This is a genomic window from Tatumella sp. UCD-D_suzukii, assembly GCF_000611875.2.
GTDB lineage: Bacteria > Pseudomonadota > Gammaproteobacteria > Enterobacterales > Enterobacteriaceae > Tatumella > Tatumella ptyseos.
In genome coordinates this window covers 57,415-76,008 of the sequence record NZ_JFJX01000057.1, presented here as the reverse complement: position 1 = coordinate 76,008, position 18,594 = coordinate 57,415, and the positions used below count along the sequence as shown (strand labels likewise).

General features: G+C 50.3%; 16 protein-coding genes, 1 tRNA gene and 3 pseudogenes. 14 read left to right on the top strand and 6 right to left on the bottom strand.

Features of this window, described 5'->3' with window-relative positions:
• Positions 1–32: 32 nt before the first annotated feature.
• The 5 genes from CG67_RS13735 to CG67_RS13715 form a co-directional block, all read right to left on the bottom strand.
• Positions 33–632 carry a membrane integrity-associated transporter subunit PqiC gene (locus CG67_RS13735; RefSeq protein ID WP_025903518.1) on the bottom strand — a complete coding sequence of 200 codons (600 nt, stop codon included), beginning with the start codon at positions 630–632 and terminating at the stop codon, positions 33–35.
• Positions 629–2,278 (bottom strand): intermembrane transport protein PqiB, encoded by a 1,650-nt coding sequence (locus CG67_RS13730; RefSeq protein WP_025903517.1) that lies wholly within the window; start codon positions 2,276–2,278, stop codon positions 629–631. Before CG67_RS13730 ends, CG67_RS13735 begins: the two co-directional genes overlap by 4 nt.
• Positions 2,275–2,892: a paraquat-inducible protein A gene (locus CG67_RS13725; RefSeq protein ID WP_025903516.1), complete on the bottom strand. Its 618-nt coding sequence runs from the start codon at positions 2,890–2,892 to the stop codon at positions 2,275–2,277. The genes CG67_RS13730 and CG67_RS13725 overlap by 4 nt, the downstream gene beginning before the upstream one ends.
• A complete protein-coding gene (locus CG67_RS13720; RefSeq protein ID WP_025903515.1) occupies positions 2,885–3,517 on the bottom strand; it encodes a paraquat-inducible protein A in 633 nt (210 codons plus the stop codon). The genes CG67_RS13725 and CG67_RS13720 overlap by 8 nt, the downstream gene beginning before the upstream one ends.
• A gap of 126 nt (positions 3,518–3,643) precedes the next feature.
• Positions 3,644–4,306: a DUF3313 domain-containing protein gene (locus tag CG67_RS13715; RefSeq protein WP_025903514.1), complete on the bottom strand. Its 663-nt coding sequence runs from the start codon at positions 4,304–4,306 to the stop codon at positions 3,644–3,646.
• 414 nt (positions 4,307–4,720) lie between these two features.
• Here CG67_RS13715 and CG67_RS17630 point away from each other — a divergent pair.
• The 12 genes and pseudogenes from CG67_RS17630 to CG67_RS18580 all read left to right on the top strand — a co-directional run.
• Positions 4,721–4,972: pseudogene (locus tag CG67_RS17630) on the top strand (hypothetical protein); the annotation flags it as partial.
• A gap of 581 nt (positions 4,973–5,553) precedes the next feature.
• On the top strand, positions 5,554–7,242 hold the full coding sequence (locus tag CG67_RS13710; protein WP_084764977.1) for a thiamine pyrophosphate-binding protein: 1,689 nt from the start codon (positions 5,554–5,556) through the stop codon (positions 7,240–7,242).
• A 580-nt stretch (positions 7,243–7,822) separates the two neighbouring features.
• Complete coding sequence (locus tag CG67_RS13705) at positions 7,823–9,193, top strand: hypothetical protein (protein WP_051546412.1); 1,371 nt, start codon at positions 7,823–7,825, stop codon at positions 9,191–9,193.
• Positions 9,194–9,231: 38 nt separating this feature from the next.
• Positions 9,232–10,014 (top strand): hypothetical protein, encoded by a 783-nt coding sequence (locus tag CG67_RS13700; RefSeq protein ID WP_152975069.1) that lies wholly within the window; start codon positions 9,232–9,234, stop codon positions 10,012–10,014.
• Between the two features lie 36 nt (positions 10,015–10,050).
• Complete coding sequence (locus CG67_RS13695) at positions 10,051–10,875, top strand: SUMF1/EgtB/PvdO family nonheme iron enzyme (RefSeq protein ID WP_051546409.1); 825 nt, start codon at positions 10,051–10,053, stop codon at positions 10,873–10,875.
• An 82-nt stretch (positions 10,876–10,957) separates the two neighbouring features.
• Positions 10,958–11,818 (top strand): SUMF1/EgtB/PvdO family nonheme iron enzyme, encoded by an 861-nt coding sequence (locus CG67_RS13690; RefSeq protein WP_025903511.1) that lies wholly within the window; start codon positions 10,958–10,960, stop codon positions 11,816–11,818.
• Positions 11,819–11,900: 82 nt separating this feature from the next.
• Positions 11,901–12,755, top strand: coding sequence for an SUMF1/EgtB/PvdO family nonheme iron enzyme (locus tag CG67_RS13685; protein ID WP_025903510.1), 855 nt, complete (start codon positions 11,901–11,903; stop codon positions 12,753–12,755).
• A gap of 81 nt (positions 12,756–12,836) precedes the next feature.
• Positions 12,837–13,694, top strand: coding sequence for an SUMF1/EgtB/PvdO family nonheme iron enzyme (locus CG67_RS13680; protein WP_025903509.1), 858 nt, complete (start codon positions 12,837–12,839; stop codon positions 13,692–13,694).
• Between the two features lie 329 nt (positions 13,695–14,023).
• A complete protein-coding gene (locus CG67_RS13675; protein ID WP_025903508.1) occupies positions 14,024–14,683 on the top strand; it encodes a hypothetical protein in 660 nt (219 codons plus the stop codon).
• 561 nt (positions 14,684–15,244) lie between these two features.
• Positions 15,245–15,535 (top strand): annotated as a pseudogene (locus tag CG67_RS13670) (colicin E3/pyocin S6 family cytotoxin); the annotation flags it as partial.
• Between the two features lie 7 nt (positions 15,536–15,542).
• Positions 15,543–15,800 (top strand): colicin E3-like toxin immunity protein, encoded by a 258-nt coding sequence (locus CG67_RS13665; protein ID WP_025903506.1) that lies wholly within the window; start codon positions 15,543–15,545, stop codon positions 15,798–15,800.
• Between the two features lie 55 nt (positions 15,801–15,855).
• Positions 15,856–15,936, top strand: a pseudogene (locus CG67_RS18580) (hypothetical protein); the annotation flags it as partial.
• A 184-nt stretch (positions 15,937–16,120) separates the two neighbouring features.
• On the opposite strand, the gene CG67_RS13660 reads toward CG67_RS18580, so the two are convergent.
• Positions 16,121–16,196: transfer RNA gene (locus CG67_RS13660), tRNA-Asn, on the bottom strand.
• A 775-nt stretch (positions 16,197–16,971) separates the two neighbouring features.
• Between CG67_RS13660 and CG67_RS13655 the strand changes: the two genes are divergently transcribed.
• Together CG67_RS13655 and CG67_RS13650 are read left to right on the top strand one after the other, a co-directional pair.
• Complete coding sequence (locus tag CG67_RS13655; RefSeq protein WP_029990952.1) at positions 16,972–17,826, top strand: N-acetylmuramoyl-L-alanine amidase; 855 nt, start codon at positions 16,972–16,974, stop codon at positions 17,824–17,826.
• Between the two features lie 196 nt (positions 17,827–18,022).
• Positions 18,023–18,505: an Lrp/AsnC family transcriptional regulator gene (locus tag CG67_RS13650; RefSeq protein ID WP_025903504.1), complete on the top strand. Its 483-nt coding sequence runs from the start codon at positions 18,023–18,025 to the stop codon at positions 18,503–18,505.
• The last annotated feature ends 89 nt before the right edge of the window (positions 18,506–18,594 follow it).

Here is an 18,594-nt window from a genome sequence, read left to right as displayed (position 1 = left end):
CGCCATTCCCGGGCATTGAGGACCGCCAGCCACTACCGCGACGAACCGGCAGGGCAGTGCCTCACCGGGCCTGGTGTATTCGCGGTATCGGCTATCTGCCGGGCCAGTTGCGATATCAGTTGTTGCCATGCCGGGAACAGGGGGGCAATCCCGCCCGTCACAGGCAAGGTTAGCGTGCTATAACAACTCAGTCGTTCACGATGAGCCCCTTCGCGGGTCAGAAGTTGCCAGTCCGCCTCCAGGGAAACATTCTGTCCGGGCCTTGCATCGAACCGTCTCACCTGTAGCCATAGCCGTTGGGCGGGTAAAGCCGCATCCACAGACGTCAGAGAAACCGGTGTCTGTAACCGGGCCTCCAGTGCATTGCGGATTTCATCACTTAACGGGCTGAGCCACTGGTCGTTATTCAGGATATAAACGCGGTCAGTGCCTCCACGAACAATGATCTGCGACCGGTCCAGCGATACCGGGACCCCGACCGGCAGAATTTCCAGCGGGGCCAGTAACGACGGTACCGCCGGATGATCGGCCGCCCCGGTGCCGGTAAGCGTATGGTATCGGATGGCCGGTGAAGCACAGCCGCAAAGCAGGCAAAAAATTATCAGCCCCGCCATATGCCGGATATCACTCATGGGTAACTCTCCTTTCTGTCATGTGCCGTTCCGGTCGGTATTTCAGGGGACATTTCCTCCTGACGTCCTTTCAGCAGCGCCCCGGGCGATCGGCTTAACTGGTCGGTAAACAGGCGTACTGCGCGTAAGGTGCCATTGGCCTGCCGGAGTGTTTGTAGCAAACTGACCATCAGCGGCGAGTCTTCGGCCAGTAGATCCCGGACAGTTTGTGTCGTTTTCAGGGCCTGGCCTGTCAGTTGATTCACTGACGGTAATGTCTGAGAGTTGACCAGTGTTAAGGTCCGGTCCAGGCCGGCCAGCGTCCCGTCAAGATGTCTGCCAATGGAAACCAGAGGCATCTGATTAACCCTGGTCACAATACCGGCAATCTGCTCCTGTATTTTATCCAGTCCGCCGTTGATGGTCGGGAGCTCTATCGGCCTCGCCTGCAGGTTGAAAGGTACCCGGGGAGCATCGGCGATAAAATCCAGCGAAATATAAAGTTGTCCGGTCAGTAAATTACCCGGTACGGCCCGGGCGCGTAAACCGTTCGCCACCAGTTCACGGGTAAAGAGCGCCGCATCGCTTTGTAAATCGTCTGAGGTGCGGCCCGGTAACCGGGATAACACATGGCCCAGACGTGACGGATACACGTCAATATTCACCAGGGTCGGAAAGCGGTACCCCGTCGGGTTGTAGTCCAGCTCCAGTGAGGTGACTTTACCAATTTGTACGCTGGAAAATTCTACCGGTGCTCCGACGGTCAGGCCGCGCAGCGACTGGTTAAAACGCAACCGGAAGCGGATCGCCGGGCCGTCCGGTGAGGCCATCGCCGCATCCTGATCCGCCGCCAGGACATAGTGAGCTGCGGGCGGAGTTGTCACTCCTCCATTGGCAGGCGGGGGAGTAGCAAAGGCGATACCGCCTGCCATAATTGCCGCGACGGTTTCCGTTTTCAGACGGAAGCCGTTCGCGCCAACCGACAGGTCGAGTCCGCTGACATTCCAGAATCGGGTGTCCGGGGTCAGCAGATGATCATAAGGTGCGTCCACAAAGGCGGTAAGTGTGATACCACTACCATCTTCTTTCAGATGATAAGAGGCGATCCGGCCAACCTGAATGCGGCGAAAGTACACCGGAGAGCCGATATCCAGCGATCCCAGATCCTGAGTCTCAATCAGTATCTGGCTGCCCGGGGTGTTATGGATCACCGCCGGAGGAGTTTCAAGGCCGGTAAAACGGGTAGCCGGCCGCGGCTGATAGCCTTTGTCGGCTTCAATATAAGCCCCGGAAATCAGGGTATCGATCCCGCTGACGCCATTCATGCCAATGCGCGGCCGCACCACCCAGAAGCGGCTATCGGTGCGGAGAATATTTTCGGCATTTTTATCGATACTTACACTGACCAGCACGGAGGCATCATCGTTGCTTAACGCAATACTCTGTACCACACCGATGGTGACATCCTTATATTTCACCGGGGTCTGACCAGCCACCAGCCCGGCCGCACTGTGAAACGTAATGGTAACTTCCGTACCGCTATCCAGTTGTGCGCGGATAAGCGTAAACAGTCCCCAGACCAGCGCCAGGACGGGCAACAGCCAGACCAGACGATGCCATCGGTTTTGCTGCAGAACACGGGGTACGGCAGGAGGCGCGTATTTCATTGAGTTGTTCTCCACAGCGTACGCGGGTTAAAGCAAAGCGCGGAACAAAGCGTCAGGATCACCACCAGACCGAAAAACAGGATCCCGGCCCGGGGTTCAGCCTCAGCCAGCCCGTTAAAACGCACCAGACCGCACACGACGGCAACCACCACCACATCCAGCATCGACCAGTAACCTACCCACTCTATTGCCCGGTAAAGTCGGGTACGCCTGAGCCTTTGCAGTTCACTCAGTTGCCGGACATTCAGCAGCAGCCGGATCATCACCAAAAATTTCAGACAGGGGATCAGGACACTGGCAATAAAGATAATGGCGGCAATTGCACAGGAGCCGCTGTGCCAGAAGTCAGCGACGCCCTGCAGGATAGTGCTTTCACTGCGCCGGCCAAACAGGGTAGTACTCATCACCGGCAGAAGGTTGGCCGGAAGATAGCAGAGCATGGCGGTGATCAGGCAGGCCAGGGAGGGGCTCAGACGATGATGTGGCTGAGCGACCAGGCTGTTACAGCGTACACAGCGCACAACAGCACCATCTTCCGGCTGCAGGCGAAATGCCAGACCGCATTCGGAGCAGCTACAGACCGCCGGATGACGGGATAAAGAAATATTATTCATGATGCGTTTTCACCTTGTGGCGGCGGGCAGAAAGCAGCGACCACAGAGGCTGCAGGTCATAGCCGTTAATAATGATCAGTAAAATCACAGAGGCCACCAGCGCCCAGCTGCCGGGGCCGGGTGCAACGTCGAGAAAAGAAGAGAGCTTCACTGCCGCGACCAGGAACCCTGAAACAATGACTTCCGCCATACTCCAGGGATGCAAACGGGCCAGTAGTTTCATCACGACCACAAATCCGGGCGCTGGCTGTCGGAGACGGGCAAACAGCAGCACCCAGCCGGTGAGCAGGATTTGTATTAACGGCACACCGATCAGCAGGCCTGCCGTCAGGATCCCGGTAAGCACCGAAAAGCTCCCGGTGATCGCCAGAATGCCTTGTAACAGCGTGACACTGCGGGTCAGCCCGTGAGCCGTCACAGTCATCACCGGCATCAGGTTTGCTATCAGGAAGGTCACCAGCGCTGCGAAACAGAAAGGCAGCAGATCCTGCAGGGTAAATGCACTTCTGCGGTAAAGGACAGTCGCGCAGCGCCGGCATTGCAGGCTGGCTTTCCGGTCAGAAAGCCGGTAACGGTAAACGCTTTCGCAACAGGGACAGACGATGAGATGCGGGTAAATTTTCATAGCAGCTCTGAGGGGCCGGAGACGGGCTGCGGGCAGCGATATCCGGTGTCCCCGGAATACGTTACCCTCAGATCCGTGCTGTCAGTGGGAGATCCGCCCCCGGGCCTGGCCCGGGGGCGGGCAGCCTTATTTCAGTAATTCAAGTAACTGATCGGCACCCTTATCGATACCGGTTTCTGCGGCACTCATCGAACCGAAGGTTGCGCCGATATTCATGGCATTCGGATACTGATGGGTAATATAGGAGCCAAGCAGTTGATTTGTGCTGGCGTCATAAATTTCAGCGGCGTAATTCACTGAACCGCTAAACATTCCCCGGCCGCCACGGATAGACTGCACGATATTATAGGGGCCGCCGGCCAGATCAAACTTAGTGACGGTACCGACCACCTGTGTGGTTGTGGCAGCTCCGGTCAGCGTAAGCTTCAGACGCAGGGTGCCGGGGGTGGCTTCGGTAGTTTCGACAAACCTTTCGCGCAGCGTTTCAGCAAATTTATTCTGCATATAGCGGGCGAGATCCTGACGATCGGACTGTGACAGGTCACCGAACTGGTTGTCTGTTCCCTGATAAACGGTGACCGGATCAATGATGATATTGCGGTATTTTTTCCAGTCAGTACGGGTCACAAAATGGTACGGAATTTTGTCAGCGTCTTTGCCGGTATTCACGGTCATCTGTGATGCCGAACTTACCCCGGAATAGCGCGGTGGGGGATTACCGGCACAGCCTGCCAGCACAACAGCCACCAGCAATATCATCGATCGTGAAGCCCGCGGGAATGTCATCATAGTTAAATATCCTGTAATTATTTGCCAGAGGTATGGATGAGTTACTGTGTCTTTAGTGATCCCCGTGATGGCGGGGATCAACCCGATCCTGTAATAACTGTACAGTCTAGTTTTGCATTGGCAGTGTAAAACTGTCAATCGGTGTTTCCGGATGTGTCATTCATCAGAAGAGTCGCTCCTTTTGTGGAGGGGGTTCATTTTAGTTGTTAAATATCATGGTGTTACTTTACTTTTATTGGCAGAGTACCGGGCAGGCAGAGAAGATAATGTAATGACTATGTAAGGACAAACAGCAGGAAAGTGCGGGTCATAGTATAATTTCAGATAAATGAACCGGGGTGTACAGTTTTATTGCGGGGATATCGTCAGAGAAGGGAATTTCTGACGGGCCGGGTATTTCGGTCTTGATGTTATTTACGGGATATTCAGCAACAGACTGCCGTAGCCTATTTATTTATTACCCATGACCTGCAGGTAGTACGGGAAATTGCAGATGAAGTCGCCGTGCTGTTTCAGGGGGAAGTGATCCGTCAGGGACCGGTGAGAGAGGCTTTGCAGGAGCCTTTGGATAACTATACCCGGCAGTTACTGCGCTCAGTCCCTGAAATGCGCAGGGGCTGGCTGGAGGAACAACGTCAGTTGACCGGAAGTGATAAACCGGCGTAACCCTCCCGTTAAGCAGAAAATGCCTGCCGGACCCGGCAGGCAGGCCCCTTTGTCTGAGAGAGCATGAAAAAATAGCCTGCACCGAAGGCTGATGCCGGGGCTGAAATTCATGAAAGTTACATAAAGTTACTGACTCTCTGCTTCACAGCGTTTTCATTATGCTTTATTTTCTATTAACGCGCTGACGACGGGGGGCTTATGCCGTTTTCCGGTGTTTGTATCAAAATAACCCCGGCATTCCGGGCGGCCTCAAAACACGGGTGTAATGCCTGCAGCTAAGAAGTCTTCGCTTTCATCGGGTTACCGGCATACTGATCATAGCCACAACAGCGACGGACTCAGATGACCCGCCACAACCTGTTTACCGGTAATATCGCTCCCCGGGGAGGAAGATTTCATGCATGCCCGTCTCCGGGGCGGGAGTTCAGCTACCTTCAGGATAGCCGGGATAACCGGCTATCAGGAAACACCGGCGGCTTCTGAGTTTCGTCTCAGCCGGATGTCGCAGCCAGAGTCAATGAGGCGGGGCCTGCAGTGCTATCGGCACTGGCAAAGAGCAACAGTCAATGGAGTCTATCGCTATGAGTGTTATCACTACAACTGCACTGCAACGTCGACGCGGAGCCGATGTTTTGCTGGAGACTCTGGCCAGCGAAGGGGTGGAATATATTTTTGGTAATCCGGGCACCACGGAATTGCCGCTGATTGATGCACTGTTACGTAATCCGGCACTGAAATATATCCTTGCGCTGCAGGAATCGAGTGCGGTCGCTATGGCCGATGGATATGCACAAGCCTCGGGTAAACCGGGGTTCCTGAATCTGCATACCGCCGGGGGCCTTGGCCACGGGATGGGAAATCTGCTTAATGCGAAGGTATCACGCACGCCGCTGGTGGTAACTGCCGGGCAGCAGGATACACGCCATTCTTTCAGCGATCCTCTGTTGTATGACGACCTGGTGAGTATCGCAGCGCCTGCCGTAAAATGGGCAGAGAACGTGGTCAGTGCGGCTCAGATACCGGTACTCGTCCGGCGGGCATTTCACGATGCGAATGCGGCTCCCGGCGGACCGGTATTTCTTGCGTTGCCGATGGATATTATGGATGAAGTCAGCGATGTTCCCATCGGTGAGTCCTCGCGGATTGATCAGCGGGCGACGGCAGGCTCACTGCCGCATCTTGCGAATTTGCTTGCAGATTATCCGCCAGGAAAAGTCGCGCTGATTGCCGGTGATGAGATTTACAGCAGTGATGCCTCGGCTGAAGCGCAGCAGGTCGCTGAGTTGTTAGGGGCGCATGTGTATGGTTCATCATGGCCTTCCCGGATCCCGTTTCCGACCTCTCACCCTTTGTGGCGGGGCAATATGCCGACCACAGCACAGGGCATTGCGGATATTCTGCATAATTATCAGGCTATTTTCGCATTGGGCGGTAAGTCATTAATTACTATTCTTTATAGCGAAGGGTCTGCGGTACCGGAAAGTTGTGCGGTTTATCAGCTCTCTGCCGACGTGAAAGATCTCGGGCGCTCTTATGCAACCCGCCTTTCGGTCGCAGGAGACATTAAAGTGTCACTGAGGGCGATGTTACCGATACTGGAAAATGCGACGACAGCGCAACGCGACCTCTATGAGGCACAGATAGCACAAGCCGGAGATGAAAAGCAGCGGGCGCGCGAAGCACTGGAAAAAGAGGTAGAAGCAAAATTCGGGCTTCCGGTCATCAACCCGCTGGTCGCGGCCCATGAAGCCGTACGCACCATTGGCCCGGACGTGGCAATCGTGGATGAAGCGTTATGTGTTTCTTCGCTGGTGCGTAAGTTTCTCTCCAGTGATCAGGCCGGACAGTACGGATTTATGCGTGGCGGGGCGCTGGGCTGGGGAATGCCTGCCGCCGTGGGTTACTGTCTGGGACGGGACCGGCATCCTGTGGTCTGCCTGGTCGGGGATGGCGCGGCCATGTATTCACCGCAGGCAATGTGGACTGCTGCGCACGAAAATCTGCCGGTGACTTTTGTGGTGATGAATAATCAGGAGTACAACATCCTGAAGAATTTTATGCGCGGTCAGCAGCATTATACTTCCGCACAAACCAATACCTATATTGCGATGGATATTACTCAGCCGAAGATAGATTATCAGGCGCTGGCTGTCTCGATGGGACTGCCCACACAATGCATCCGGAAGGCGTCCGATATCGCACCGGCGATTGAGGCGGCAATCGCCAGCGGTAAACCCGGTCTTATTGAAATCATGGTCAGCGCCGGATAATTGTCATCCCTGTGATCCGCTGCCACGGGTCACAGGGCACGTTTTTATTGCAACGGTGATGGCGGTCTGCCAGTGAATGCCCCTCTCTGAGCTTCGCTCAATATCCTGTCCGTTTACACCAGAGAAGCAGGCCTTTTAAGGGGGACGGGCATCTTCGACGGGCGTCAGAACCCATATACGTACCGACGGGAATGCATTATCTGTGGATTTCCCGGGAAAATCATAATTCCGGCGCTTATGTTGAATGATAATTCCCGGTGGTTTGTTAAAAAATATATTTTTTATGACGCGAAGGATCAATATTTTTAACCCCCAGGGTAAAGGAAGATATAAAACTGGCGTTTTATTGACTCCACTATTTAATATCAGTGATTAAAATTATTTAAGTAAATCGCTCGGAATAAAAAATAGTTAAAATGCAGGTTTTCTGATCCTCATTAATATATCAATCCGAAATCAACGGTACGATAGTTGTCATAGCATGAACTCCATCCGCTAATAATAGTGAGCAGGATCACTTTTCGATGAGTGTTATTTCCTGCATTCATCTAAGGCATAAAGTCACTTACAAGGAATGGTAATGGCGATTGAAGCGATAAAGGAAGGGAATACTTACGCAACCATGACTAAAGTGGTCCCGGTGACCGCAATTGCATATTATTCTCCCGGCCCGAGGCTGTATTTTCATCCCGACAGTGAAACTATTATTGCGCTGGACAAGTCCGACGGCGACAAGCTTGAACAGGAGCATAACCGGCTTTCTTTTTTACTGGCGGCTCGTGTGGATGCACAGCAGCGTATAGAACTCCTGACCGAAGAGGCAGCGAAAATTGGCTGGGCCGGCTTAACCGGGCGGGATCGTTATCAGTATCTGCTGAAACAGGAATACCGGCAGCTTGATGAGGCTGTCAGGGCGCTGCGTAATGAACTGGCTGACCTGACCCCCGCCAGCGCGCTTCCACGGGCGACATTACCGGATGAAATCACAAAAATAAACGCCATCGGGATCACGGAGTTGATTGAAATCCGCAGTCACTGGCGGCGCTACCGGCTGAATAGCGGTGAGAAAAATGCCAATACCCGGAGCTTTATTTCAGCGGACAGTCATACCGGAGAAGACGGGGTCACCCGGATGCGACAACGTATTGATATGGAAAAGCTGAAAACCCAGCTTTCGACCATTAAGCCTTCGATGACGTTATGGGAGCAAAAGCTGATTGAGGAGCATATCGGGGGGCTTACCCGGTGGGCGGAAGAGCTTAATGAAAGCCTGAAAAAACAGACAGTTTCCGGAAGCGGTAATATCGCACTGGACAGTCAGGCTCAGCTACTGCGTTGGACATATGGCGCAGGCCTTAAAGGGTGTCTGGATCCGTTCGAATTTGATATCCGGACCCGTCAGAAGAAAACCAATGCCATCGTCAGCGAAAAACTGAGTGCTTATGCCGGCCTGGTGCTGGCGGAAGGTAAGAGTACGGCAAAAGTTTACTGGCCCGACTCTGCCGGAGTGCGTATCTGTTATCCGCTGGACCCGGCAAGAATACCTGGTGGTGGTATGGGCGTGCTGGGAACGTTGCGTTTTGATTTTGAACTGGCGCTATCGGGCAGTATTGGTGCCAGCCTGGGGATTGAGGCGGGCGTAAACTTTTCCGGGGATATGGTGAAAGGTCTGCCGGTAAAAGCAGCTGCCACTGGTGTTCCGGGTTACTGGCGACAGGTGGATATCTCAAAAGCGGCAGAGGAGGTGACGCCCGGCGCGGAACTGAGTCTGTTTGCCGGGGCGGAAGCCGGGACAAATCTTAGCGGGCAGCTGGTCTGGCGCAATCCTGATCGGGACAGAGATGCCGGTACGCAGTTCAGTACGCTGGCGAAGGTGGCAACAGACGTAACGGCGCAGGCCGGGTGGGGTGTCAGTGGCTGTGTGCAGCTCAGTTGGTCCGTATCAGGGTAAAGGGTGGTCTCTGCTCAGGTGTGGGGGCAAAAGGTTCGGTGACGCTGGAGGTAGATGGCCGGGCGATAATGAGCGAGTTTATGCCCTGCCTTGTCTATATGCTGCGGAACGCCGATTACACCCGGATGATGACAATTATGACAGAGGATGATTACAACTGTTTTTGCGCGATCCCTTTACTGGCCGGAATGTACGGCCTTAATCGGGTAATTGATGCCGCAGGAGGCATTATTGATGCGCTAAAAAGCGGGTGGGCCGACAAGGAAGCCCGCGTAAGGCTGATGAACGAAATTCTTGCCAGTGATGACTATATGAAATTCGCCCCCCCGGAAACCAAGGGGGCGGTTATCGCCTCGCTGATTGAAATCAGCTTCTGGGATGAAATTGCCAGCCCGGCCAGCCATCGGGGAGAAAAGTGTGAGGCAGGGGTGGTCTTTGCCAGCCGTAAGCGGGCGATACTGAACGTAATACGCTGGGTTCAGTCGAAGCGTGAGTATGAAAACGTTATGCAACATCTTTCGACGACCATAGGTGAAAAAGGTGACTGGAAGGCGAATGAAGCCCGTGTGCTGGCATTTCTGGGCCGGGGTGAAACTCCGGTCGGGTATGGCGATGATGGCAGCTTTGTTCCCTGGGCACAGAAAGTCATCATTACCCCCAGTCATTATGCAGAAAATCTGCGCGCTATTTACAACGGGCTGTGGGATGCCCCTGCGGTTCCGGCCGGACATCCGAATATGTCTGAAGGGAGACTGACAGAAGTACCTCTGAGGTATCTCCACAGTTGTACGAGCTATATCATCACCCAACATGGACGATAAGCTGTGAAAAAAGAGACAGTGGTACAGATAACCCTAATGGCACTGGCCCTTGCGATACTGGCGGGGTGCCGTGATGAGCAGGAAAAGCAAGCGGACCAGGACGCGCTGATCAGTGTTTCGTTAAATAATCTGGTGATGGTGAAAGGGGGAGAGTTTCTGATGGGGGATTTTGGTCCTCTGATTGGGGAAAAACTGCCTTTTAATGTGGATAAAGATACACCTCTTCACCGGGTTGTACTGTCTGATTTCCGGATAGGAAAATACCGGGTGACCTGGGGGGAATTTAACCGCTGGCTTGATCTTCAGGGGCGTGAGGAAAACGACTATTACAGATGGACAATGGATCATAAAGATCCGGATTTTCAATCGGATAAAGTTTATATGGGAAATAACTATCCGGCAACGGTTAGCTGGCAGGATGCCCGGTCCTACTGCCAGTGGCTGGGGCAGGTCAGCAACCGTTATATGGATCTGCCCACTGAAGCCCAGTGGGAATATGCCGCACGCAGTCGTGGTCAGTTCCGGATTTACGGGAATAGCACTGACAGGTGGTATTATGAAGATGATCCCTCGATAAATTTTACCATTTACCACGCTCCTGTCGGAAGCTATCCGCCTAATCCACTCGGATTATATGACATGATGGGCAATGGTTCTGACTGGATCAAGGACTGGTACGCGAAGAATTATTATACTGTTTCTCCTGAAAAAGACCCACAAGGTCCGGCTCAGGGCGAGAAAAAAGTTATACGTACTGGTGAACATGGTACTGGAATCTACACCATAGTACGTAGCAGTCAGCGACCTGATAATAAATGGGGCTCAGAATTCCGCTGCGTGGAAAACAGCCCCTTAAAATAAGCGACTTATTGGTTAAGTGTTGCTTTCCTTTGATTATCGTCTTATTTGCCTCAGGGTCACGGCCCGACATGGATGACAGGTTATGAACAAAGAGACAGTGGTACAGATAACCCTAATGGCACTGGCCCTTGCGATACTGGCGGGTTGCCGTGATGAGCAGGAAAAGAAAGCGGACCAGGATGCGCTGATCAGCGTTTCGTTAAATAATCTGGTGATGGTGAAAGGGGGGGAGTTTCTGATGGGGGATTTTGGCCCTCTGATTGGGGAGAAACTGCCTTTTAATGTGGATAAAGATACACCTCTTCACCGGGTTGTACTGTCTGATTTCCGTATAGGAAGATACCGGGTGACCTGGGGGGAGTTTAACCGCTGGCTTGATCTTCAGGGGCGGGATAAAAATGAAATCTATCAGACGATAGAAAAAGGGAAATATTTCAGCAAACGTGACAAAGAGGCGCTGGGAGATAATTATCCGGCAACGGTTAGCTGGCATGATGCCCGGAGTTACTGCCAGTGGCTGGGACAGGTCAGCAATCGTTATATGGATCTGCCCACCGAAGCCCAGTGGGAATATGCCGCACGCAGTCGTGGGAAATTATTTATATTTGCTAACGCCGATAATAAAAATTACTTTCATGACGATAAAGAACGCAACTACGCCTCCTCCAGTAATAAAAAACCCGTTGGCAGTTTTCCACCTAATCCGTTAGGCCTTTATGACATGATGGGAAATGGAGAGGATTGGCTAACAGACTGGTATTCCGCAGATTACTACAATCATTCCCCTGTCAAAGATCCGCAAGGGCCGGAGATCGGGAATAAAAAATCAGTGAGAGGTGAGCGTGGATCAGGGCATACATTAACTATCTATAGAAATAGTAACAAACCGGATTCAGAGTGGGGTTCACAATTCCGCTGCGTGGAAAACAGCCCGTTAAAATAAGCGACTTATTGGTTAAGTGTTGCCTTCCTGTGATGATCGTATTATTTGCCTCAGGGTCACGGCCCGACATGGATGACAGGTTATGAACAAAGAGACAGTGGTACAGATAACCTTAATGGCACTGGCCCTGGCGATACTGGCGGGTTGCCGGGATGAGCGGGAAAAGAAAGCGGACCAGGACGCGCTGGTCAGTGTTTCGTTAAATAATCTGGTGATGGTGAAAGGGGGAGAGTTTCTGATGGGGGATTTTGGCCCTCTGGTCGGAGAAAAGCTGCCTTTTAATCCTAACCCTGATACGCCCCGGCACAACGTTATCCTGTCTGATTTCCGGATAGGTAAATACCGGGTGACCTGGGGTGAATTTAACCGCTGGCTTGATCTTCAGGGGCGGGATAGAAATGAAATCTATCAGACGATAGAAAAAGGGAAATATTTCACCCTGCAGGATAAAGAGGCGCTGGGAAGCAACTATCCGGCAACTGCAAGCTGGAACGATGCCCGGTCCTACTGCCAGTGGCTGGGGCAGGTCAGCAATCGACATATGGATCTGCCCACCGAAGCCCAGTGGGAATATGCCGCACGCAGTCGTGGTCAGTTCCTTATTTTTTCTAATGCGGACAACAAAAATTATCTCTATGAGGATAAAAATATTAACTATGCATTACATAAAAAAGCGGTAGGAAGTTACCCGCCGAATCCACTCGGATTATATGACATGATGGGCAATGGTTCTGACTGGATCAAGGACTGGTATGCCGCAGATTACTATAAACACTCTCCGGGAAAAGACCCTCAGGGCCCTGATACGGGGGATAAAAAAGTGCACAGGCCCGGAAATCGTGACTCTCGCAGTTATACCATTATCCGAAATAGCAAAAGACCCGATATTGAATGGGGCTCAGAATTCCGCTGCGTGGAAAACAGCCCCTTAAAATAAGCGACTTATTGATAATTTTTTCCTTCCTTTGATGATCGTATTATTTGCCTCAGGGTCACGGCCCGACATGGATGACAGATTATGAACAAAGAGACAGTGGTACAGATAACCTTAATGGCACTGGCCCTGGCGATACTGGCGGGTTGCCGTGATGAGCAGGAAAAGAAAGCGGACCAGGACGCGCTGGTCAGTGTTTCGTTAAATAATCTGGTGATGGTGAAAGGGGGAGAGTTTCTGATGGGGGATTTTGGTCCTCTGATTGGGGAAAAACTGCCTTTTAATGTGGATAAAGATACACCTCTTCACCGGGTCATACTGTCTGATTTCCGGATAGGTAAATACCGGGTGACCTGGGGTGAATTTAACCGCTGGCTTGACCTTCAGGGGCGTGAGGAAAACGACTATTACAGATGGACAATGGATCATAAAGATCCGGATTTTCAATCGGATAAAGTTTATATGGGAAATAACTATCCGGCAACAGTTAGCTGGCAGGATGCCCGGAGTTACTGCCAGTGGCTGGGGCAGGTCAGCAACCGTCATATGGATCTGCCCACCGAATCCCAGTGGGAATATGCCGCACGCAGTCGTGGTCAGTTCCTGATTTTTTCTAATGCGGACAACAAAAATTATCTCTATGAGGATAAAAATATTAACTATGCATTACATAAGAAAAAGGTAGGGAGTTACCCGCCGAATCCGCTCGGATTATATGACATGATGGGCAATGGTTCTGACTGGGTCAAGGACTGGTATGCCGCAGATTACTACAAATACTCTCCGGAAAAAGACCCCCAGGGCCCTGATACGGGGGATAAAAAAGTGCACAGGCCCGGAAATCATGACGCCCGCAGTTACACCATTAGTCGGAACAGTAAAAAACCCGATAATAAATGGGGCTCACAATTCCGCTGCGTGGAAAACAGCCCGCTAAAATAAGCGACTTATTGGTTAAGTGTTGCTTTCCTTTGATAATCATCTTATCTGCCTCAGGGAGAAGGAGCCGAAAGGTAGCCTGACGACGCAAACTAAAGATGCTAAGCCTGGAAACGCAGGTTGATGATCTGTTTGCCAAGTCTTTGCTGAAACAGTAATTGCCGGGTTAATTCGAGCGGAAAGAGGGGAGTGAATATTAATAACGCTAAAGATGCCTGCGGACAAGGTAAAAATGTCATATAAAATTTGCAGGTTATTTCTCAGAGATGTTTGTATTTTTAATGGGGTTTTCCGGAATGATGAAATCATTTAATAATGTTAAGGGTTAACATATGAATAAATTATTGTTGGACTTACAAAAGGAGTTTGATAAATTTGGTAATAATGCAAAAGTTCCGGAAGAAATAGAACTATTGTATCAGTGGATAGATAAATATGGTCTTGTTGAAATCCCTGAAAACGTGAAAGGGGATACTACGGTTTATCATTACGGCAGGATCAGTTCGGATTATGAGATTAATCCAGATATAACCTTTACAGTCTCAGGTCAGGAAGGAATTCATTATTGGTTTGATCTTGATGAAATTACCGAAGAAATTTCATCAAGGCTTGTGTCATTTGCAGAGAGTGGATTTGATGGGTCTCAGATTGCATTCTGGCTTGATGATGAAAATAGTCTTAGAGTCGTTCATATGGGGTCTGGATCTGGTTCAATGTTATGTTGCGTGATTGCTGATAATGCAAGAGAGTTTTTATCATTGCTTTCTATCGGATATGGACAATTAGGTGATATTTATGATTTTTCGTTATCTCCTGAACAAATAGATGACGAAGTAAAGATAAACGATTCATTTGTTGATTGGCTAAACGTCTCATTGGGGATTAAAAGAATTCGTGATGCATCTGGTATAATAAAATCACATTCAAACATAGGAGATAAAGATACAAGTGATCCATTTTGCCTATGGTGTAACAAACAGTTTAAAATATAAGTGTATAGCTCTTTGTTTTAAGTTTATGAAAGCCGTAATTTCGGGAGGGAAACTTTTATTTCCAAATCCCGTAAGCTCTTAGGATTATTAAAATACATATATGAAAAAGCATGGGGATGTCAGTAGGTAATAATTGATTACCCATCAGATAAACAGGGGGATATAACGGAATAATTATTTTTTGGGATTGGTATTTTATCCATAAGCGCAGTCGAACTGCCACTACCCGCATATGTCCGTTATAAGAGTATGGCTTCAGGTGATATTAAGTGAGCGAGTGTCAGTGCAGAAGGAAGGGATAACGCATTGATAAAAAGCAAAAAAACCGCATAAGTTTCCTTATGCGGGTTTCTTAAATTTTGCTCTCTGACTGGGCTCGAACTTTATCTTCATCTCCTGCTATTAGTGGTATTTAAATGGCGAGGTGATTTTTTACCATCATATTTACCAACATTTTTAATCTTTTATCGATAAAACATAGATTACATTCAATTAGTTATGACAATACACTTTGCTGAACCTCACTGAACGATTGCCCTGCTTTGATAGGGTATCTGTAATGGCTTACCACAAAATGGGCATGACTATCATTCAGCTCCAGACACCAGTGAGATTACTGGTATTTCTGGATTATCTGAGGCCAGGCCTAAAACTCCTAAGCAGAGCGGCGGAGGTAAGCGTGAACGTTGGATTGATGCAAAAGGACGGCGCGTATATGAGTGGGATTCACAGCATGGTGAACTTGAAACTTATCGTGCAAGTGACGGTGAGCATCTTGGGTCGGTAGATCATAAAACTGGTGAGCAATTAAAGCCTGCTGTAAAAGGCCGGAATATTAAATGCTATTTGTGAGGATAAAATGGGGTTAAAATTAAGACTGCAATGGTTCGATAAATTAACTGAGTTGGGTATAGGTAAAGAGTATTCTATTGATTTTGGTGATGATGACAGCATCATGACTGATGGCTTAGGCTTATCAACAAAAGATATTGTAAATAATGGATCTTTTGAGATAAAAAGTAATTGGCTCATGCAGTTACAGCCACACTTCACACATCGTATTAATTTGTCCTGTTATGATTATTTCATTTCATTTGATTATAGAGATAAATGGTAATAAAAGAGTGTAGGTATGTCCTATAAAATGAGATTGCAGGGCTAGCGATGGTGAGCATTTAGGCCCTGTCGATTATAAAATAGATGAGCAGTTAAAACCTGCGGTTAACGATCGGAATATTAAAAAATATTTGTAAGGGGTAATAATGGGGCTGAAATTAATACCAGAATGATCTCCCGCATATTTACCGCATATTTCCGTCATAAGAGTATGGCTTCAGGTGATATTAAGTGAGCGAGTGTCAGTGCAGAAGGAAGGGATAACGCATTGATAAAAAGCAAAAAACCCGCATAAGTTTCCTTATGCGGGTTTCTCTAATATGGCTCCTCTGACTGGACTCGAACCAGTGACATACGGATTAACAGTCCGCCGTTCTACCGACTGAACTACAGAGGAATCGTCGTGAAGACGGGGCGAATATTAATGGCATGGAGGCAGCTTGTCAACCAGGATAAAAACATTATTATTCAACTGGCTATCTTTAAAACACTCTGCTGAATTATCCGGCACTCCGGGACGGGGCCGGGGCCGTCCGTCCCGGACAACCCGTCTGGCGACCTGAACTCAGAGTTACCCTGAATGACTGAGTTAGCCTATCTAAGAAGAAACAGCCCGGGCAAGCCGCACTCAGTTGCCGGGGGGAGCCCTGCCGTGCGTAATGTTGTTCACCGTAGGAATACCGGCTCTGCAGAGCAGCCAGCGATCCCTTTATCTCCGGCGCTTCACTTCACGTTGACGACCTTCCGGTCAGTCCCCCGGTTGAAGGTATTTTCTGCGAACTTCATGGGGGATATCGACCTGACAGTGTCTGATCCGGCTTTGTCAGTTAATCCCGGAAGATATAACAAGATATTGCCGCCACGGTACGTTCGATGACGTGCAGAGCTGGCAGGCTACGACGGGCTGTATTATTTCCGGCTGACGGGTATGACCGAACGACAAGGGGTTACTTTACCTCTGAGAGGGGCTGCGAGTCGTACGGGCGGTTACTGTCAGCCTCCGGACGGGGCTGGTACGGGGCTCTGGAGCGGCTTTGGCCGGGACGTGCGTTATAGGGGGGCATTCCTGACGTATTTTGCAAAACAAACAGCGAAAAATTCATCTGAATCATCGATATACTTCACGCTTACCCATGTTTACCCGCTCCCGTTTCAGGATCCTGATAAACACAATGAAGAAGAAGTGTACTCTGGCACGACGCCATTTTTTACTTTCCGGGCTGGCCTTTTGCCTTCCTGCGCTGGCGAAAGAGGAATTTGCAAATCTCACGTTTATTCCCTTACAGCCACGTAATGCTGCACCGACTCCGGCGGCTACGGCACCGTTAGTCGCACCTGCGGTGGTGCGTACGCGCAAGCTGGTGATGATCGACCCCGGTCACGGCGGGAAAGATCCCGGAGCGATAGGTGAAAGGGGAGAAGAAGAGAAGCATGTTGTGCTGGATATCGCCCATAATCTGCAGGCACTGTTTAAACACAATAAACATATCGAAATCCGGCTGACCCGCGAAGACGATCATTTCATCCCGCTCTACCAGCGGGTGAATATTGCACATGAACACAATGCAGATATGTTTTTATCCATCCATGCTGACGGTTTTACCAGTCCGCAAGCTCATGGAGCCTCTGTGTATGCGTTATCGACCCGCGGCGCCAGCAGCACTATGGCCCGGTATCTGTCGCAGCGTGAAAATGCGGCTGATGATTATGCGGATATTAATGTTCAGACCAAAGATGAGCAGTTACAGCGGGTGTTTTTTGATCTGGTTCAGAACCAGACGATTAAAAGCAGTCTCGATTTGTGCCGGCATATGATAGGCCATATCCGCACAGTACATACCATGCATAGCTATCATCCGGAGCAGGCAGCGTTTGTGGTACTGAAGTCACCTTCCATCCCATCAGCATTGATTGAAACGTCCTTTATTACCAATCCTCAGGAAGAGCATTTGCTGGGGACTCCGCAATTCAGAATGAAGATTGCCAAAGCTATCGCCGGGGGAATACAAAGCTATTTTGCGGTTTGATCCTGCCTGAAGATGCTGTGCCCGGCCCGGGGGAGCCCCCCGGGTTACCCTGCCGCTCTCTGTTACGTCGAGGCCAGGCCACTATAGCCTCAGAATTACCATGACAGCCGGTGGTGATGTGATTTATCTTATTGATGAATAAGATAACCCGGTCATATCCCCTGATGATCGGTTGCGATGAACGGAGCGGATAAAGGTGAGTGAACTTCCTGATAATGACAAATCGCTGGACAGATTTGACATTGCAATTCTGAAAATTTTACAGCAGGACAGCTCTGTTTCTAATGTGGTGCTGGCCGGAAAAATTAACCTCAGCCCGCCAGCCTGCCTGAGACGGGTAGAGCGCCTGAAGCAGAACGGTTTTATTACCCGCCATGTCGCTATTCTCAACCCGCAGGCGCTGAAAGCCGGGCTGGTAGTGATGATAGGCGTGGTCCTCGACCGCTCAACCCCGGAAACCTTTAACGATTTCGAAGACGCCGTACGTAATATTCGCGGCTGTATGGAATGCCATATGGTCAGTGGCGAATTTGATTACATTATGCTGATCCGTACCGCGGATAATCAGAGTTTTAATAAATTACATGCGGAGCAGCTGCTGTTTCTGCCCGGGGTCAGGCAAATTCGCTCTTTTATCGGTTTACGGGAAGTTTTCTCCACCACGCAAATACCGCTTTGAACTGTCGTCCTTTTTAAACCCCCGGTTTATTCTGCTGTCCCCCTGCTACGGCTGCCGGCCGTGGCCGGGAGATTCTCATGCTTTTTTCT